Here is a 20010-nt window from a genome sequence, read left to right on the forward strand (position 1 = left end):
ACTCACTTATTACTTGTTTAACAGCATTAAAAATAGCATCAATTCATTGTAGTCAAACACCTTTTCCGATACTGACTCGGTGTTTCCCCAAAAGTCTTTTTAAAAGCGCGAATAAAATTAGTGGCTTCTTCGTAACCAACCAAACCAGCAACATCTTGGATGCTGTATTGCTGCTGTTGCAGTAATTTCTTCGCTTGATTAAACCGAACCTCCGCCAAAATCTGTAAAAAGGTCGTTCCTTGCGCCTGTAAATGCCGTTTGATGGTTCGCTCCGACATATTCAAGCGTTGGGCAATCACTGGCAATGTCGGATAAGCATTGCTTGAGTGATATAGCAATTCAGATCGAATACTTTTTTGCAAATCACGCGCCCCCTCTTTCACTAACTTGAGCTTGTCATTTTCACAATAAAGTACTGCTTGCTGAAAAGCGACTTGATCTGCGTTTGGATTTTTACAATGCAAATATTGTTTTGGAAAGCGCAAACCATTGCGTGCTTGATTAAATTGAATCTTAATCTGGGATAAATCAATTTTTTTATAATTTGAGGCATTGGCCCAATCCACAAATACCTCGCAGTTTTCAGTAATTTTTCCAGAAAATAAAGTCAGAAAATGAATCGCACCAAACAACAGGCTTTCTATCAGGAAATGTCTTAATTGATCCGATTGTTCTGCATCACCCAATTTCACTGGATGCACATCATCCAGATAAACATAGACAAAGTTGTCATCGATGTACCATTCTGGCGTGAAATTCTGTATTCGCGTACAAAAATATTGCTGGCAAAGGCTTAGCGCAGTTTCTACATCCGTACAGCTGAGAAATGCAAATCCTAAAGGACCATGCGAAGTTGGGCGTAATTTAAAACCATATTCAATCCCAAGCCGTGGATTGCCTGTCAAGCGTAAGGCATTGACGACCAGCTTCGACCATTGATGCGCACTCATTTTGGCATCAGTCTTTTTTATTTCAACCGAGTCAAGACCGGTACCATTAAAAATACTTTGAGTATCAACACCATAGTTATACACAATTTCTAATAAGATATGTGCATAAGATACGGAGATGGTTTCCTGAAACAATCCAAATGGATCTCGCATCACAGGCATCCTGTCCTAAAATGATCATCAATATGGCATAGCCACACCTATTGTGCGAGTGTTTTATTCGAAATAATAGCTTCAATAATAAACAATGGCACAATGAGGATGTACTTAAATGGCAACCATGACGCTTGATCAACAGCAGTCCATTTATGTTCTTACATTAACCAATGGTGATCAGGACAATGTCTTAAATCAAGATGTCCTGAATGAATATATTGAAGTATTTAATGAAATTGAAAGCCATCAACACAATGCATGTTTGGTCATTCAAAGTGACCATCCAAAAACGTTTTGCAATGGCTTGGATTTAGCATGGCTGATGCAGCAATCTATAGAAGATAAGAAAGCCTTTACCCTACAACTGGAAAATATGCTTTTGCGTTTGGCCTTGCTCAACTTGCCTGTCATCGCTGAAATTAATGGTAATGCCTATGCTGGTGGCGCAATTTTAGCATCGGCTTGTGATTTTCGATTTATGCGAGCAGACAAAGGACGCTTTTGCTTTCCCGAAGTTAAACTAACCATTCCCTTTACCGATGCGATTGCAGAAATTGTGCAATTGCTTCCCAATCAGCATACGATCTGGGAAATGTCATTGACAGGCAAATCGATGACAGGGATTGAGTGTCTAGACGCACAAGTGGTACATCAGATTCATCCCATCGAAACTTTAAATACTGAAGTATTTAGGTTTGCCGAAGAAATGTCACAAAACCATCGTCTGACCTATGCCGTGATCAAACGTCAGTTACGCCATCGGATTGTAGAAATAGCCAAACAACGACAACTATACAATCCTGAAAAATTTGCACATCCCTTTATGATTTAACAACATATTGATAAAAATTAAATATAGGACATCGACATGAGTAATATGCAAGGAAAAACCATTTTTATTACGGGTGGCAGTCGAGGAATCGGCAGAGCAATTGCAATTAAAGCAGCATATGCAGGTGCCAACATTGTCATTGCAGCTAAAACCGAAGTCGAAACGGCTAAATTAACAGGCACGATTTATAGCGTGGCGGAAGAGATTGAAGCCGCAGGTGGTAAAGCATTGCCATTATTGCTTGATGTACGAGATGAGCAACAAATCCATGCTGCCGTCCAGCAAGCAGCTCAGCACTTTGGCGGCCTTGATGTGCTGATTAACAATGCAGGTGCCATTGCCCTAACAGGTGTAGAAGCCACTTCATTAAAACAATATGACCTGATTCAAAGTATTAACCACCGTGCCACTTTTATCTGTGCACAAGCTGCTCTCCCTTTTTTGAAACAGGCTGAGCATCCACATATCTTGAGCTTATCCCCCCCTGTGAATATGTCGCCAAAATGGTTAGGCATGCTCTCGCCATATGCGCTGTCTAAATACGGGATGACGATTTTGACTTTAGGCATGGCGGAAGAATTCCGTCAATATGGTATTTCCTGTAATACCCTTTGGCCTGAAACCTACATTGCAACAGCTGCCGTTTCAAAAAATTTAGGTGAAGAAAATACACAACAGCTCAGCCGAAAACCTGAAATCATGGCAGATGCAGCTTTTGCCATTTATAGCACAATCAAAGGTGAACTTACTGGACAAAGCCTAACTGATGAACAAGCGTTAAAGCGTATCGGGATCAATGATTTCACTCAGTATGCCTGTGTCAGTGGCAACACCCAGCTACAAAAAGATTTCTTCCTTGATTGATTCAACAATAAAAAACGACCTTAAAACATGCGTCTTAAGGTCGTTTCAAAAGCAAAGAAAATTAACCCGGGAAAATACCGCGCTCTTTACGTGCTTTTAAGATACGCTCACAACCTAAAATGAAGGCAGCAGTACGTAAGGTACATTCTTTTTCGCTTGATTTATGCCATACATCATTAATGGCTTGAATCATTAACTTATCCAGTCTTTCGTTAATTTCTTCTTCAGACCAGAAGTAGCTCGACATATCTTGAACCCATTCGAAGTAAGATACAGTTACACCACCTGCGTTACAGATGACGTCAGGTACAACAGTGATACCACGTTGAACCAGTACATCATCCGCTTCTGGGAAAGTTGGACCGTTGGCACCTTCAAGCACTAGCTTGGCAGTCAACTTTTGCGCACGTTCAACGGTGATTTGGCTTTCCAATGCAGCAGGGATCAGAATATCCATCTCTACATTCCAAAACTCTTCATCACTGATCACTTGTGCACCAGCAAAACCACCTACACCTTGGTGAGTTTGCATATGTGTTTTTAATGCAGCAACATCGATCCCTTCAGGGTTGTAAATCGTACCTGTGTGATCTTGGATGGTTACAATTTTAGCTTTTGACTCAACAAATAAATAAGCAGCTTCACTACCCACGTTACCAAAGCCTTGAACCGCAACTTTAGCACCGTCTAAAGGCAATTTGATTTTTTCAGCAACTTGTTGACCCGTGATAAATACACCACGACCTGTTGCTTTAATTCGACCTAAAGAACCGCCTAAGTGGACTGGCTTACCAGTCACCACACCTGTAACAGTATGACCTTGACCAGATGAATAAGTATCCATAATCCAACCCATAACGTTTGGATTTGTACCTACGTCTGGTGCAGGGATATCTTTTTGTGGGCCAATAATATGGCTGATTTCACTGGTATAACGACGTGTTAAGCGTTCTAATTCACGTGGAGAAAGTTGACGCGGGTCAACACGGATACCACCTTTTGCACCGCCGAATGGTAGATTTACCACCGCAGTCTTAATCGTCATCCATGCTGAAAGTGCCATTACTTCATTTAAATCTACATCTGGGTGATAGCGAATACCGCCTTTACCCGGACCACGTGACAAGTTGTGTTGCACACGATAACCTTCAAAATGACGAATTGTGCCATCGTCCATAACAATTGGCACGTCAACGATCAAAGCACGTTTTGGGCGCTTCAATGTATCCACATAACCTTCTAGACCTTCTAGATATGGAGCAACACGCTCGATCTGTTCAAGGTAAGTTGCCCATGGACCGTCATTTTGAGAGACATAAGATAAATTAGACATGTTTTAACCTTTTGATGAATTCACATGATCCATCAATCAAATATGTAGTTAAAAATTATATAAGCGGCCAATTTGGCAGTTCTACTATCCAAATCAAACCGTGGATTACATTCCGCCACATCAAAAACTTTAATCTTTCCAGTTTCCTTAATGGCCTCTAGTAATGGGTCAAAGACTGATAAATCAATTCCTTTTACCGCAGGTGCGCTTACACCTGGCGCAATGCTAGCACTAAATACATCAAGATCAACTGTAATATACAAATAGTCAACTTTTCCGATAAAAGCTGTGATTTTTTCGACTAAATTTTCAACATTTTTCTGCTGTAATTCATGGTCAAAAATATAAGTACAGTTCAGCCGATCTGCGGTTTCAAATAAAACCTTGGTATTTGAATGTTTCGCGACACCAATACACAAATAATGAAATGCTTGCTGATGTTGTTCAGACAATTTTGCAGCATTCAAAAATGGTGTCCCTGATGTCACCTGTTCCGCTTCGCGCAGATCAAAATGCGCATCAAAATTGATGATGCCGATCTTCTTATGCGGTTCATTATTTTGTAGATATTGGAACAAGCCCGAGAAGCTACCAAATGCCACTTCATGGCCACCACCTAAAACAATGGGTTTCATCCCCTGTTTTAAGCTTCTTTCCACCTGTTCTGCCAACTCAGCCTGCGCCTGTTCCAGTTTTAAACCGTCACATACCACAGTACCAATGTCTGTGATCGTGATGGGTTGATGTACAGGTAAATTGGCCAATTGTGCACGAATACTATCGGGTGCATCTGCTGCACCTAAGCGTCCTTTATTACGCTTTACCCCTTCATCGGAACTAAACCCAATTAAGGCATAATCAGCACGTGGGCTGGTATTGATGACTTGGTGAATGCGCAGATGTGCAGCACCCTCGCCATCTTTACGTCCTTGCCATGTAAATGAATGATTCATCCTGCAAACTCTTTTTAAATAAGTCTAAAACTAGATTGATATTTCATTGCCATGCCGAATAATCCGCTTTGACAAGTCTCCACCCAACCAATAGACAATCTCAGAAGGATGCTCGATATCCCACGCAATAAAGTCAGCAACTTTACCGGTCTCCAAGGTCCCGTGAGTATCTTGTAAGCCCAGTGCATGCGCTGCATGAGTCGTCACACCCGCCAGGGTTTGCTCAGGGGTTAAACGGAATAAGGTACTGCCCATATTCATCATTAACCGTAACGACAAGGCTGGGGAAGTTCCCGGATTTAAATCACTGGATAAGGCAATCCGCACCCCATGTTGCTGCAAACTTTCTAATGGTGGGTATTTGGTTTCTCTGAGGAAATAAAATGCACCAGGCAATAACACTGCAACTGTGCCCGCAGCAGCCATCGCCTTCACATCATCTTCAGTCATAAACTCTAAATGATCTGCCGATAAGGCCTGATAACGTGCCGCCAAACTTGAACCGCCAAGTGAAGACAATTGTTCCGCATGCAGTTTAATAGGTAGATTCAAAGACTGGGCAGTTTTAAATAGACGTTCAACCTGAGCTGGAGAAAAGGCCAAATATTCACAAAATGCGTCGACAGCATCGACCAAACCTTCTTGGTGTAGTTTTGGCAGCATTTCATTGCAGATATGCTCAATATAAGCATCGCTTTGATCCTGATACTCAGGTGGTAAAGCATGTGCAGCCAGACAAGTACTACGAACTGTCATCGGCAAGATGTCTGCAATTTGACGAATCACACGCAACATTTTACGTTCATTGACATAGTCCAAGCCATAACCTGACTTAATTTCAATGGTGGTGACACCATCTTTAAGCAGACAACGAATTCGTTTTAACGCCGATGCGAGCAACACGTGTTCACTTGCTTCACGGGTGGCACGGACCGTACTGGCAATACCACCACCGCTCGCTGCAATCTCGGCATAACTAACACCTTGCAAGCGTTTTTCAAACTCAACGCTACGGTTGCCGCCAAACACACTATGGGTATGACAATCAATCAAACCTGGTGTGACCCATGCGCCGTTCAAATCAATGGTCTCGGAATAAGCATCGGTAGGAAGATCTTCAAATGTTCCAATCCACTGGATATGCTGTCCTGAAGTGACCATTGCAGCATGTTCAATACTGGAATATTGCCCATTTTGCATGGTGGCAATATGACAGTTTTTCCACAGCTTTTTCATTCACAGTTCCTCTCGCTGCTCAGGTGGGATTACACCTGAGCAGTTTGAAATTTAACGTTCCATTTCGATATTTTGTTGCATGGTCTGATTTTCTTTTACCGTGTTTTGCTTAGGCTTCACCCAAATGGTGTAAGCAATCCAAAGTAAAACTAACCACGTTGCGCCAACATAAATTGCAGGTCGTGAGTCTGGGAAATATCCCATCATGGCTAAAATAAACAGCATGAACGCAATTGCAAATGCAGGTGCATACGGCCAACCAATCACAGGGAAATCAAGGGCTTTAATCTCTGCTTTAGACAACTTACGACGCATCGCAACTTGAGAAAGTAAAATCATGAGCCAGACCCACACCGTTGCGAATGTTGCGATTGAAGCAATGATGATGAATACATTTTCTGGAATCAGATAGTTTAGCAATACACCAACCAATAACACCCCTGCCATCACCACAACCGTCATCCAAGGCACACCATTTTTGGAGATTTTTTGGAATACTTGAGGTGCTTGTCCACGGTTCGACATACCATACAGCATACGCCCAGCACCAAATACATCACTATTGATTGCAGAGATCGCCGCAGTAATCACCACAATATTCAGAACAGTTGCCGCTGATCCAATCCCAAGATTTTCAAAGATCTGTACAAATGGGCTGCCTTGGCTACCAATTTGATTCCATGGGAAAATCGACATCAGTACAAAAATTGTCATGACATAGAACAATAAGATACGTACAGGCACCGCATTAATCGCTTTAGGGATCGAAGTTTTCGGATCTTGCGATTCACCCGCAGTGATCCCAATAATCTCAATACCACCAAAAGCGAATACCACTACAGATAAACAAGCAACTAAACCAGCAATCCCATTCGGCATAAAGCCATCGTGAATCCACAAGTTTTGAATGCCTGTGGTAAAGCCACTATGGTCCGCATGGAAACCATAGAACATTAAGCCTAAACCACCCACAATCATCGCAACAATCGCAGTCACTTTGACGATTGACAGCCAGAATTCCAGTTCGCCAAAGACTTTGACATGAATCAGGTTAATTGCTCCAAGGAACATGATCAGTGACAAAATCCAGATCCAACGCGGCACATCGGGGTACCAAAACCCCATATAAATCCCGAAAGCGGTGACATCGGCCAAAGCCACAATGATCATTTCAAAAACGTAGGTCCACCCAGTGGTAAAACCTGCAAGTGGGCCAATATATTGTGAGGCATAGTGACTGAATGAACCCGATACTGGGTTATGTACAGCCATCTCACCTAATGCACGCATCACGATATAAATTGCAATCCCTGCAACGATATATGCGATTAATACGGACGGACCTGCCATTTTGATCGCAGTTGCCGAACCGTAAAAGAGTCCTGTCCCAATGGCTGAACCCAATGCCAAAAAACGAATATGGCGGGTGTTTAACCCCCGCTGTAATGTGGAGTGTTGTGACATTATAATCTCCAATCCTTGAGGAAATTTAGTTAGATTCGGCCACTCCATGTGACCGATTTATTGATCACACTTCAGACAAACTCGGTAATAACTGTGGAATGAGTAATTCGTTCAAGCAACCACTTGCAAGCAATTCACTTGCTTGCTCAATATCTGGCGCAAAGAAACGATCTTCACTGTAATAAGGCACTTGGTCACGAAGCACTTTACGCGCACGCTCAAGTTTTGGAGAACTCTTCAAACCTTCACGGAAATCAAGACCCTGACATGCACCTAACCACTCAACTGCAAGAATGCCGCGAACGTTGTCAGCCATATACCACAAACGTTTGCCCGCATTCGGTGCCATGGAAACATGGTCTTCCTGATTTGCAGAGGTCGGTAAACTATCAACACTGGCAGGATGTGCAAGTGCTTTATTGTCACTTGCTAATGCAGCGGCTGTTACTTGAGCAATCATGAAGCCTGAATTGACCCCACCATTGGCAACCAAGAATGGTGGCAATTGTGACATGTGACGGTCCATCATCATCGAAATGCGACGTTCTGACAGTGAACCAATTTCTGCAATTGCCAATGCCAAGTTATCTGCTGCCATCGCAACAGGCTCAGCGTGAAAGTTACCACCTGAAATCACATCACCTTCTGCTGCAAACACCAATGGGTTATCTGACACCGCATTTGATTCAATTGCTAACACTTCTGCAGCTTGACGGATTTGCGTCAAGCAGGCGCCCATGACCTGAGGTTGGCAACGCAGTGAGTACGGGTCTTGAACCTTGCTGCAATCTTCATGCGAATGTGAAATTTCACTCGATTCAGTCAATAAATCACGATATGCAGCAGCGACATCAATTTGACCACGTTGACCACGCACTTCATGGATACGTGCATCGAATGGCGCACGTGAACCCAACATGGCTTCAACACTTAAACCACCACACACCGTTGCAGCAGCAAATAAATCTTCTGCTTCAAACAAACCACGTAATGCGTATGCTGTGGAAACTTGTGTCCCGTTTAAAAGTGCTAAACCTTCTTTCGCAGCTAAAGAAATAGGTTCTAGACCAGCAATTTTAAGTGCTTCAACCGCAGGTAACCATTCGCCTTTATAACGTGCTTTACTTTCACCTAATAACACCAAAGACATATGTGCCAGTGGTGCCAAGTCACCTGAAGCACCCACAGAGCCTTTTAATGGAATATGCGGATAAACTTCTGCATTGATCAATGCCAGAATGGCATCAATGACTTTACGGCGAATACCTGAAAAACCACGTGCCAAACTATTTGCTTTGAGCAACATAATCAGACGCACCATCGCATCATCAAGCGGCTCACCTACGCCAGCAGCGTGTGACAGTACCAATGAACGTTGTAATTGCTCTAGGTCTTCGGGTGCAATTTTAGTTGAAGCAAGTAAACCAAAACCTGTATTGATACCGTAGGCAGTACGGCCTTCATTCACGATTTTTTCGACACAAGCAACACTTGCATTGATGCCAGCAGAAGCGCTGTCATCGAGTTTCACTTTGATTGGATTTAAATAAGCGTGGCGGAGATCTGCTAAGGTAAGTTTGCCGGGTTGAATTAGAAGTTCCATTGTTGGCGTCCTGTTTTGCACTCTATTGTTCTCTTACGATGCTATTTACACAATTGCAAAAAGCATCGTAATGTCCTTGTCTGTTTATTGCGTGATCATTGGCAAGTTCAAGCCTTGCTCTTTGGCACAGTCAATCGCAATGTCATAACCTGCATCAGCATGACGCATTACCCCTGTTGCCGGGTCATTGGTCAGTACTCGTGCGATACGTGCTGCTGCTTCATCTGTACCATCACACACAATCACCACGCCTGAATGTTGAGAGAAGCCCATACCTACACCACCACCGTGATGCAATGACACCCAAGTTGCACCGCCAGCCGTATTCAACAAGGCATTTAATAACGGCCAGTCTGATACAGCATCTGAACCATCTTTCATTGATTCTGTTTCACGATTCGGACTAGAGACTGAACCCGAATCCAGATGGTCACGACCAATCACGATTGGTGCTGACAACTCACCACTACGTACCATTTCATTAAATGCCAAACCAAGTTTTGCACGTAAGCCTAAGCCCACCCAGCAAATACGTGCTGGCAAACCTTGGAAGCTGATACGTTCACGCGCCATATCTAACCAGCGATGTAAATGTTCATCATCTGGAATTAACTCTTTTACTTTGGCATCTGTCTTATAGATATCTTCTGGATCACCTGAAAGTGCAGCCCAACGGAATGGACCAACACCGCGACAGAACAATGGACGGATATAGGCTGGGACGAAGCCAGGGAAATCAAAGGCATTTACTACGCCTTCATCTTGAGCCATTTGACGGATGTTGTTGCCATAGTCAAAGGTTGGCACACCCATTTTCTGAAAGTCCAGCATCGCTTGAACATGTTGCGCCATCGATTGTTTAGCCGCTTTGACTACAACTTCTGGCTCAGTTTTCGCACGTTGACGGTACTCTTCCCATGTCCAGCCAATTGGTAAATAACCATTTAACGGATCATGTGCGCTGGTTTGATCAGTCACCATATCTGGATGTACACCACGTCGAACCAATTCAGGTAAAATTTCAGCAGCATTGCCATGGAGTGCAATCGAAACGGCTTTACCTTCTTTGGTGTATTTTTCAATACGTGCTAACGCATCATCCAAATCAGTTGCTTGCTCATCAACATAACGGGTGCGTAAACGGAAATCGATACTGGTTTGTTGGCATTCAATATTCAATGAACATGCGCCTGCAAGTGTTGCAGCCAAAGGTTGCGCACCGCCCATACCACCTAAGCCAGCCGTTAAGACCCAACGGCCTGTTAAATCGCCGTTGTAGTGTTGGCGACCTGCTTCTACGAAAGTTTCATAAGTACCTTGTACAATGCCTTGGCTACCAATATAAATCCAAGAACCAGCCGTCATCTGACCGTACATTGCCAAACCTTTGGCATCCAATTCATTGAAATGCTCCCAAGTTCCCCAATGTGGTACGAGATTCGAGTTTGCAATCAAAACACGTGGTGCGTCTTTATGAGTTTTGAATACACCCACAGGCTTACCCGATTGAACCAATAAAGTTTCATCTGTTTCTAAATTCTTTAGCGTTTCTACGATCTTGTCAAAACATTCCCAGTTACGTGCAGCACGACCGATACCACCGTAAACAACAAGTTCTTTTGGATTTTCTGCGACATCTGGATCTAGGTTATTCATCAACATACGCAGTGGTGCTTCTGTTAACCAGCTTTTGGCATTGAGCTGTGTACCACGTGGTGCGCGAATTTCTACATCACGAAATTTTGTTGTCGTTGTTGTCACAATCGGACTCCTTCCATTGAGTTTGAACCAGCAAATTAATCTGCTTTTACTGTATAGCAATGTATTAACTTGTATATACATCCATATACTACACAAAACTTTTCTATTGAAAAGATGCTTTTCAAATCTTTTATAAAAATAAATTACAAGCTAATGAAATAAATCGATTTATTTTTTATAGGCAATAAAAAAACACATACAACCTGAGACTGTATGTGTTCTCAAAAATACAAGGAAACTAGATTTTTATCAGTTCTATTAGACAAGTTTGCTTTAAAAGCTGTCGATTTAGAACCACCTTTTTAAGTGATTTTTCCTGCTCAATGTGAAGACTTTCCTGATGCTGCAATTGAAAAACTTGCTGATCAATTTCAATCTCTAATGGCTCGGTACTCTGATTAAATATAAAAATCAGATCGGCTGAGCTAAAAATCTCAGTCTTTGTCGGTTCAAAATACCACTGCAAACGCGCATGAAACTGTTTGGGATCATAAATGAGATTAAAATCCCGAATCGGACCATCAATCAATTCACAACGGGTCGCACTTTCACCACTGAACTGCACCGATTGCAAAGTCGTTAGAGATTCATGCTTGTCATCAATACTAAGCTCGATGCCCTGACCTTCCAGCACGGTTAAGATACGCTGCATCCCGTTAAATCTGGAAAAATCGCCTGCGCTTTTGACATCTGCCATGGAAATACGCCAGTCAAAAGTATCCAGACTTTCACCCGCACTACGCGCCAGTTCAACCGTATAACCTGCACCATTTTTCCATAGCATCTGCCGATAATCAGTACTGCTTAACTGCTTGATCATTGGGTAAATTTACCTTCCAGATAATAACGGCTACCCGGATAAATCAAACGGGCGCTGGAAATCAGTTGTTTATTCGACCATGTACGACGGCGAATCAACAAACAAGGTTCGGTCTTGTTAATTTTCAGCCATTTACATTCTTGCGCTGAGGCTAAAATCGCGGTTACCACGTGCTCACCTTCGGTTACAGGTGCTTTAGACATTAGATAGGCATTTGGTGTAATTGATTTAAAGTCTTGCGACAAATAATCAGGAATTAGAACAGGATCGACCAAACGGTCCTCAATTTGTACAGGCACATCATTTTCATAATGCACAATGATCGAATGAAATAGCTTTTGACCTTCCCGAATCTGCATCAACATGCTTTGTTCAGCATTGGCCTGAATCTGTTCAAGTACCAATACTTCAGCATGATGCTTATGATTCCGGGCAATAATTTCTTCGGCAATATTATTGACATGAAATAAAGCCGTTCGGCCTTGTCCTTCTGCAACAAAAGAACCGACGCCTTGAATACGTACCAACAAACCTTCACTGGTGAGTTCCCGCAAGGCACGATTCACGGTCATCCGACTACAACCGAGTAAATTAACCAATTCACTTTCTGAAGGAATTTTTTTATTAACAGTCCATGTTCCTTCATAAATCTTTTGGGAAATCATCTGTTTCACACGTAAATACAAAGGAACAGGACTATCTTCTTCTAGGGACAAATCTAAATCGTTTTGCTTTGTCGCTCTTGACATTGGCTAAAACTCATACTAAATACTATAACTCATTGTATATTGAATTTAGCGTAATTGTATATACAAGCCTATACAAATAAGCATTTTAGCTTAAACCCTCTGCTGGTCCTCCAAGTTTATATTTTAAAAATCCCTCTTCCACTTATACCGTATAGCGTTTACTTAAACCCCATTCAGCCAAAATACGACGGTACATGGTCGATGAGCGATCTGCTTCAAAATGTGCCTCCATACCAATATCCAGAGGCAATTCTTCTGGCTTTTGTGCCTCAACCATCTCTTGATCTTCTGCAAAAATCTGCGCATTAAAATCATAAACGGCCTGTAAATCTCCCGTGGTATCAAAATTACGGGTTAAAGGTACAAACAAACGGGTCTTATTATGTGAAATTGGACAGCAGGCATTTAAAATCTTGAGCACACCGTCATTTGGAAAATGGATCGTCAGTACCGCTGAAAAAGGTGGATAAACATCAAAAATCCGCTCCCATACAAAATCGTCTGGCGCGAGATGCTGCATCCCATGCGGATAATTACTGACATTGCTGGTGTAGTTTGTATGCAAGCCATAGTTGGTACGTTCAGTCGAATATTTGGGTACGACTGGATTATCTCGATCTGCAAAGGCCTGATGATGTACCCATGAAAAATGTGCGACATCAATAAAGCCCTCTAATTGACGACCACTTGAGCCCGCAATATCCACGGATGGCGGCAAAATGGCTTGATGCTCCTCCTGTTCCCATGTGTCCAACACAGGGAAATTCGCCAAACTTTCTTCTCTGCCAAGAATACTGGTCCAGACCAAGCCATATTTTAAAACCACAGGAAATTTGGTCAGAGAAAAACGATCTGAGATTTTAGTTAAATCAGGTTGAGCTGGGATTTTGGTACATTTTCCGTCTTCATTGAAATGCAGTCCATGATAAGGACAGATAATGGTTTCACCCTCCACCCAACCTTTACTCAACGGCACACCACGGTGCGGGCAAATATCTCGTGCCAGATGAATCTGTCCTGTTTCAGTCTGATACAACACCAAATTCATATCCAATAAAGTGACTTGCTGTGGTTTGTGAGTTACGTCTTGAATGCGTGCGACTGGATACCAATGCTGCGCAAGAATCTGCCAATCCTGATCATCAAATTGGCTGTGACATGGCTTATTTGGAAGATTGATGAATGGAATTGCGTTCATATCCTGTGCTCATTTTTAAGGTTTTCTCTGTTGTTTGCAGTGTGGAATAGATCATTATTTTCGTCTATTAGAATGAATTACATGCATCATTCTAAAAATTAGAACAGTATCGGCATTAAAATTGCTTTTGTATTTGCACTAGTTTTTATATTGAGAGCATGTAATGGCCCTGCCATTTTCACGTTTTGCAGATTACTTTATGGCTGTAGCCAAAACAGGAAGCTTGAGAAAAGCAGCCGATCAACTTTTCATTTCTGTATCCGCAGTTCATCGACAAATTGTTCTGGCAGAAGAAGAACTTGGCGTGAGTTTATTCGAACGACGACCCAATGGATTAAAACTCACCTTGGCTGGTGAACTGCTCTATGCCGATTTACGTACTTGGCAAAAAGGCTTTCAAATCACGCAAAAACGTTTAGGTGAAATTCAAGGCTTGCAGCGTGGCTCGATTGAGTTTGGAATGATTTCTGCAATGAGCGAGAGCTTTGTCAGCACTGTTATTCAGTCGATTCACCAACAATATCCATGGATTAATTTTCAGATTCGTGTATTGGACAGTGACAGTGTCGCTGATCTGGTAATGAATGCAGATCTCGACTTTGGTTTGATTCTTAATCCTAAACATCAGCATCAATTACAGATCAGTACATTTATAGAAATGCCCTTAGGCTTTGTGATTCCAAAGCAGCATCATTTAGCGCATAAGGAAAAAATCTATTTCTCAGATACCTTGGAGTTCAATCATATTCTGCCCGCCGAACCTTTGATTATTCATGACCATGTCACGGCCTTGTATAAAAAACAGGACTTTCATCCACAGCATAAAATTGAATGTAATGATATTCGGATGATGATTGCCTTACTCAGACAAAACTTAGGTATTGGCCTGATGAGTTATCTGGATGCCGCACCATACATTGAAAATGGTGAATGTGTATTTAGAACAATTGACGATAATGGATTGCATCCGATTACGGTTGCATTATGTGTTGCACCAAAACGGCAACTTTCCCGAATCGCGCAAATCATGATGAATCAGATCATTGCAGAAATGGAAGCACTAAAATTGCGCATGTACAAACATATTTAGCAAATAGAATTGTATTTCTGCACCAAAATAAATCAATCAAGTTATTGATTTTAATAAATATAATATTTGACACTCAATTATTCTATCGAGTAATTTAATGTGAAGATTCAATGATTTCACAATTTAGGCATTGCTATGGTTCAGTCCAATACAGACATTGATTTTACTGCCAATTATCCGCGAGATATGATCGGTTATGCTGATCGTCCTCCACACGCCCAATGGCCCAATCAAGCAAAAATCGCTGTCCAGTTTGTGCTGAATTATGAGGAAGGTGGAGAAAAACATATCCTGCATGGTGATGAAGGTTCGGAACAATTTCTATCTGAAATCAGCGGGGCTGAAAGTTATCCTGCACGACACCTTTCAATGGACTCAATCTATGAATATGGTTCACGAGTAGGTTTCTGGCGGATTCAGCAAGAATTTGCCAAACGCCAATTGCCCATGACTATTTTTGCTGTGGCGATGGCGTTGCAACGAAATCCACTGGTGGTCGAAGCGATTAAACAGCACAACTATGATGTGGTCTCACATGGCTTACGCTGGATTCATTATCAAAATATGGATCTTGAAACCGAGAAGCAACATATGGCTGAAGCCATGTACATCCTCAAAGACCTGTTTGGTGAAATGCCAACGGGCTGGTACACAGGACGCGATAGTCCGAATACCCGTCAATTATTGGCTGAGTATGATCATGTGCAATATGACAGTGATTATTACGGCGATGACTTACCCTTTTGGACAACACTCAGTAATGAAATAGGTGCAATACGTCCGCATTTAATTATTCCCTATACACTCGATACCAACGATATGAAGTTTGCTTCACCGACTGGTTTTAACCGTAGTGAGGATTTCTTTGAATATTTAAAAGATGCTTTTGATGTACTGTATGCGGAAGGTGCAACGAGTCCGAAGATGCTTTCGATTGGCATGCATTGTCGGATTTTAGGACGTCCTGCCCGCTTCAAGGCGTTACAACGTTTTCTAGACTATGTGCAAAATCATGATCGGGTCTGGATTTGTACCCGTCAACAGATTGCTGAGCATTGGTATACGCATCATCCTTATCAAGCTTAGATTTATTCAAGCGACACTCAGTGTCGCTTATGCGACTTAAAAAATTTATCCAGATAAACATCCGTTTTAAGATACTCCTTTATATAAAGGAGATGATCAGGATGAAAGTACAATATTTTGCAGCGAGTAGCCTAGACGGATTTATTGCTACTGAAAATGATTCTTTAGAATGGTTATTTACTTTAGGGCAACTGGATAACTCAAGTTATCCAACGTTTATTGCAAATGTTGGTGCTTTGGTGATGGGATCAGCAACGTATGAATGGATATTGAATAATGCCGAACAAGTTGCTGCTGAAACAGGTTCATCTTGGCCTTATACTCAGCCAGCTTGGGTGTTTTCCAGTCGTGAACTCCCCTTAATTGAAGGGGCAAATATCCATATTGTGCAAGGAGACATCACTCCTGTTTATACCGAAATACAATCCATAATTGGAGACAAGAATATCTGGATTGTAGGGGGTGGAGAATTGGCTGGACGATTCTACGATGCAAATTTACTTGATGAACTCATTATACAAATTGGTTCAGTCACCCTTGCACAAGGCAAGCCCTTATTTCCCCGCAGAGTGTTTGCCCCGACGCTTAAATTAATCTCAGTTCATCAAATAGGCGAAGGCATGGTAGAACTGCATTATACCGTTGAGCGTAGTACAACGATTTGATGAACAGAATTTTGCATGTTAAACCGCTTTTGCTTCCCCTGTAGATGTCTGTATAGCGAGTTTAAATACTCTCATTTAAACAGTGCGTACAAGAAATATTTACAGGGATATACTAAAAAATTAATCATCACCAGATATGAATAAACCAATAGAACTTAGGCTATTTTTGCCATATCCATACTGCGCTGTTGTAACAGCTTGACCGCTTGTTTTGCTTGCCAAGCCAACTCCATCATGTCCAGATCAGGAATCTGATCATTTTCGATTACCATTTTCCCTGCTACAAACATGGCCTTAATATGCGCTCGCCCGCCACTTGCCACAGGCCCAATCGCCATATCATGCAATCCAAAATAACGAGGATCATCTAACTGATAAATGACTAGATCAGCCTGTTGCCCCACTTCAATTGTACCAACTTGATCTAGTCCCAATATCTTCGCACCACCCACCGTTCCCCAACGAATCACATCCTCAATACGGGCAGCATCTGCACCACCTTCAAATTGCCCGCCCTCATATTGTGGTGTCGCCAACATGCCCTTTCTGGCCCGTTGCAATAACCATGCAGCATGAGTTTCAGACAACATATCTGCGGCTTCGTTGGAACCTGCGCCATCAACACCAATCGAAATGGTCATGCCTGCCTGTTCCAAAGCAACAAGATCTGCAATTCCACTACCCAAACGTGCATTACTCTGTGGACAGTGTGCAATTCCAGTTTGAGTTTGGCCCAACAACTGAATTTCTTCAGGTAATAATTTCACTAGATGCGCAAACCAGACATCATTTCCGATCCAGTCCTGTTCAGCACAAAACTGGACGGGGGTCATGCCAAACTTGGCTTTAGCTGCATCTAGATAATCCACTGTTTCAGATAAATGGCTATGCATCCGAATCCCAAGTTTTCTGGCGATTTTGGCACTTTCTCGTAATTGTGGTGCTGTGGTCGAATGCAGGGTTGAAGTCGGTGCCATCACAATTTTTCGGAATGCATCTGAATCTGGCTGATGATATTGCTGCACCAGACGCTCAATATCCGCCATATAGTCTTCAAACTTCTCAGGACGTAATGCTTGTGGCAACTCACTTTCCAAACCACGCGTGAGCGTTGCACCACCACGACACAACACAAAACGCATGCCTAATTTTTCGGCTTCATCAAATAAAATTGCTGCACCATCGAACGGCATCTTTGGCCAATATAAATAATGATGATCCGCTACTGTTGCACAGCCTGAACGCAATAACTCGATTAAGCCAATCCGCACCGCGATCCGAAACGTGTTTTCATCAAACGCACCACGAAACCGATATGGTGTACTCGCAAGCCATGAGGTCAGGTTTTGATTTAACCCTTGTGGCTCGCCTTTTAATAAAGACTGAAATAAATGATGGTGAGTATTCACCCATGCCGGGTAAATTACACAATCTTTGGCATCGATAATCTGCTCATTCGGCTGAGCGGTTAATCGTCCCAACTCAGTAATTTTACCTGATTGGATGCGGATATCGGTGGATGAACAACGTGCTACATCCCCAGTTAAACCTGTCAAAATGGCATGGGAATTTTTAATTAAATAGCCATTATTCAGAGACATTAGACTCATACTTGCTCACTCTCATGCCATTTGCTTAAAAAAAACTGGCTTAATAAAGACATCACGACAAATAAGCCCAGACCCGTACAGGTAATCAGGAATAATGCAGCAAACATCAGTGGTAAATCCAACTGAAAACCTGCTTGTAATATTTGATAAGCCAAACCTGCACTAGTGCCTCCCGCGCCTGCAACAAACTCGGAAACCACAGCACCAATCAACGCCAAACCACAGGAAATACGTAAGCCACCAAAGAAATAAGGTAAAGCATTCGGCACACGTAAGCGCATTAAAACTTGCCAACGACTGGCTTTATTGATTTGGAAAAGATTGAGTAAACCTTTATTAACACTACGCAGACCTAGGGTAGTATTGGTCAGTATCGGAAAAACTGCGACTAACATAGCACATACCACCAACGCCAAGGTCGTATTTTGAATCCAGATGATGACCAAGGGTGCAATCGCGACAATCGGCGTCACCTGAAATAAAATGGCATAAGGCATAAAACAAGCTTCAACCACGCGACTTTGTACAAACAGAAAGGCCACCAAGGTGCCAATGATCACAGCACAGGCAAAAGCCAATAAGGTGATTTTTAAAGTCACCCATAAACTACCGAATAACACACTGGACTGATTGATCATCGCCATGACAATATCACTGGGTTTAGGCACAACATAAACAGGTACTTCCAATTGTTGAAAACTCAGTTGCCAAAACATGAGAAAAATTAGGCCAAGCCCAAGTGGAGCGGCAATACGTTGTACCGTTGGGTTTTGTAGCAGTGGTTTAATCATGATCATGTCCTCCGCTTGCCTCAGCCAATAATTGCGATAGATGCGAACATTGTTGAATGAAGATATCTGAGCTTCGGAAAGACTCATCACGTTGATAAGGCCCTTTAATCTTCAGATCAGCAACTACTCGTCCTGGTCGTGCACCCATCACAATGACTCGTGAAGACAGATACACGGCTTCATAAATGCTATGGGTCACAAACACCACCGTGAGATCTCGTTCTGACCATAATTGACGGATATCACTGTCGAGTTTATGACGAGTAAATTCATCCAAAGCCCCAAAAGGTTCATCCATCAACAATAAATCTGGTTCAGTCACCAAGGCTCTCGCCAGAGAGGCGCGCATTTGCATACCGCCAGAAAGTTCTCGCGGATAAGCAGTACTGAATTTTTCTAAACCAACGGCTTTTAAAGCAGCTTGGACTTTGGGTGAACTGGTAGATTTGGCAATATGCTGTAGATCCATAGGTAAACGCACATTGTCCTCAATATTGGCCCACGGCATCAGGGTTGCTTCTTGAAACACCATGGCCATTTTGCATTGCGATTGTATATCAGCTTTACCATTCCAGCGGACTAACCCAGCAGAAGGCAGTTCCAGATCGGCAAACATTTTGAGCAAGGTACTTTTACCGCAACCTGATGGTCCTAGTAATGAAATAATTTCGCCACGTGCAATATTTAAATCCAGTCGTTGTAAGGCATTGGTGCCATTGGGGTAGGTTTTTTCAACCCCTCTAGCCATGATCATTGGCGTAATAAAATTCGAAGATTCTTGTATTGGTATCTCAATTGATAAAGCAGAATTCATGTGGTTTCCCCTTGATGCGAATGCGCTATTTTGTT

18 protein-coding genes are annotated in these 20010 nt (G+C 42.4%); 5 read left to right on the forward strand and 13 right to left on the reverse strand.

The annotated features are described in order from the left end of the window. Nucleotides 1-38: 38 nt before the first annotated feature. The gene (locus F909_RS02490; RefSeq protein ID WP_005154021.1) at nt 39-1103 is read right to left on the reverse strand and encodes an AraC family transcriptional regulator; all 1065 of its coding nucleotides are present in this window, start codon (nt 1101-1103) and stop codon (nt 39-41) included. Nucleotides 1104-1221: 118 nt separating this feature from the next. On the opposite strand from F909_RS02490, the gene F909_RS02485 reads away from it, so the two are divergent. Further along, complete coding sequence (locus tag F909_RS02485) at nt 1222-1938, forward strand: enoyl-CoA hydratase/isomerase family protein (RefSeq protein WP_005154023.1); 717 nt, start codon at nt 1222-1224, stop codon at nt 1936-1938. A 36-nt stretch (nt 1939-1974) separates the two neighbouring features. Continuing rightward, entirely contained in the window at nt 1975-2802 is an 828-nt protein-coding gene (locus tag F909_RS02480) for an SDR family oxidoreductase (protein WP_005154026.1), read from the forward strand. Between the two features lie 61 nt (nt 2803-2863). Here F909_RS02480 and F909_RS02475 read toward each other — a convergent pair whose 3' ends face one another. From F909_RS02475 to F909_RS02435, 9 genes are all read right to left on the reverse strand, one after another. Beyond that, nucleotides 2864-4135: a Glu/Leu/Phe/Val family dehydrogenase gene (locus F909_RS02475; protein ID WP_005154029.1), complete on the reverse strand. Its 1272-nt coding sequence runs from the start codon at nt 4133-4135 to the stop codon at nt 2864-2866. A 32-nt stretch (nt 4136-4167) separates the two neighbouring features. Continuing rightward, nucleotides 4168-5088 carry a formimidoylglutamase gene (gene hutG / locus F909_RS02470; RefSeq protein ID WP_005154031.1) on the reverse strand — a complete coding sequence of 307 codons (921 nt, stop codon included), beginning with the start codon at nt 5086-5088 and terminating at the stop codon, nt 4168-4170. A gap of 30 nt (nt 5089-5118) precedes the next feature. Beyond that, complete coding sequence (hutI, locus tag F909_RS02465; protein ID WP_005154033.1) at nt 5119-6324, reverse strand: imidazolonepropionase; 1206 nt, start codon at nt 6322-6324, stop codon at nt 5119-5121. 51 nt (nt 6325-6375) lie between these two features. Then, entirely contained in the window at nt 6376-7788 is a 1413-nt protein-coding gene (locus tag F909_RS02460) for an amino acid permease (RefSeq protein WP_005154037.1), read from the reverse strand. Nucleotides 7789-7852: 64 nt separating this feature from the next. Continuing rightward, entirely contained in the window at nt 7853-9391 is a 1539-nt protein-coding gene (hutH, locus tag F909_RS02455; RefSeq protein ID WP_005154039.1) for a histidine ammonia-lyase, read from the reverse strand. Nucleotides 9392-9475: 84 nt separating this feature from the next. After that, nucleotides 9476-11152 carry a urocanate hydratase gene (hutU, locus tag F909_RS02450; RefSeq protein WP_005154041.1) on the reverse strand — a complete coding sequence of 559 codons (1677 nt, stop codon included), beginning with the start codon at nt 11150-11152 and terminating at the stop codon, nt 9476-9478. A gap of 238 nt (nt 11153-11390) precedes the next feature. Then, nucleotides 11391-11972, reverse strand: a complete 582-nt coding sequence (locus tag F909_RS02445) for a HutD/Ves family protein (RefSeq protein WP_005154043.1) — start codon at nt 11970-11972, stop codon at nt 11391-11393. After that, nucleotides 11969-12721 carry a histidine utilization repressor gene (hutC, locus tag F909_RS02440; RefSeq protein ID WP_005154049.1) on the reverse strand — a complete coding sequence of 251 codons (753 nt, stop codon included), beginning with the start codon at nt 12719-12721 and terminating at the stop codon, nt 11969-11971. The genes F909_RS02445 and hutC overlap by 4 nt, the downstream gene beginning before the upstream one ends. 142 nt (nt 12722-12863) lie before the next feature. Then, nucleotides 12864-13919 carry an aromatic ring-hydroxylating oxygenase subunit alpha gene (locus tag F909_RS02435; protein ID WP_005154050.1) on the reverse strand — a complete coding sequence of 352 codons (1056 nt, stop codon included), beginning with the start codon at nt 13917-13919 and terminating at the stop codon, nt 12864-12866. A gap of 163 nt (nt 13920-14082) precedes the next feature. Between F909_RS02435 and F909_RS02430 the strand changes: the two genes are divergently transcribed. From F909_RS02430 to F909_RS02420, 3 genes are all read left to right on the forward strand, one after another. Next, on the forward strand, nt 14083-15009 hold the full coding sequence (locus tag F909_RS02430; protein WP_005154051.1) for a LysR family transcriptional regulator: 927 nt from the start codon (nt 14083-14085) through the stop codon (nt 15007-15009). A 135-nt stretch (nt 15010-15144) separates the two neighbouring features. Continuing rightward, complete coding sequence (puuE, locus tag F909_RS02425; protein WP_005154052.1) at nt 15145-16095, forward strand: allantoinase PuuE; 951 nt, start codon at nt 15145-15147, stop codon at nt 16093-16095. 101 nt (nt 16096-16196) lie between these two features. After that, on the forward strand, nt 16197-16760 hold the full coding sequence (locus F909_RS02420; RefSeq protein ID WP_005154053.1) for a dihydrofolate reductase family protein: 564 nt from the start codon (nt 16197-16199) through the stop codon (nt 16758-16760). Nucleotides 16761-16915: 155 nt separating this feature from the next. Here the strand turns inward: F909_RS02420 and F909_RS02415 are convergent, their stop codons facing one another. The 3 genes from F909_RS02415 to F909_RS02405 are packed head-to-tail and all read right to left on the reverse strand — an operon-like array spanning nt 16916 to nt 19975. Further along, nucleotides 16916-18370 (reverse strand): amidohydrolase family protein, encoded by a 1455-nt coding sequence (locus F909_RS02415; RefSeq protein WP_005154054.1) that lies wholly within the window; start codon nt 18368-18370, stop codon nt 16916-16918. Further along, a complete protein-coding gene (locus tag F909_RS02410) occupies nt 18367-19161 on the reverse strand; it encodes an ABC transporter permease (RefSeq protein ID WP_005154055.1) in 795 nt (264 codons plus the stop codon). Before F909_RS02410 ends, F909_RS02415 begins: the two co-directional genes overlap by 4 nt. After that, complete coding sequence (locus tag F909_RS02405; protein ID WP_005154056.1) at nt 19154-19975, reverse strand: ABC transporter ATP-binding protein; 822 nt, start codon at nt 19973-19975, stop codon at nt 19154-19156. Before F909_RS02405 ends, F909_RS02410 begins: the two co-directional genes overlap by 8 nt. Between the last annotated feature and the right edge of the window lie 35 nt (nt 19976-20010).

It is taken from the genome of Acinetobacter sp. ANC 3929, from assembly GCF_000369405.1.
Taxonomy (GTDB): domain Bacteria; phylum Pseudomonadota; class Gammaproteobacteria; order Pseudomonadales; family Moraxellaceae; genus Acinetobacter.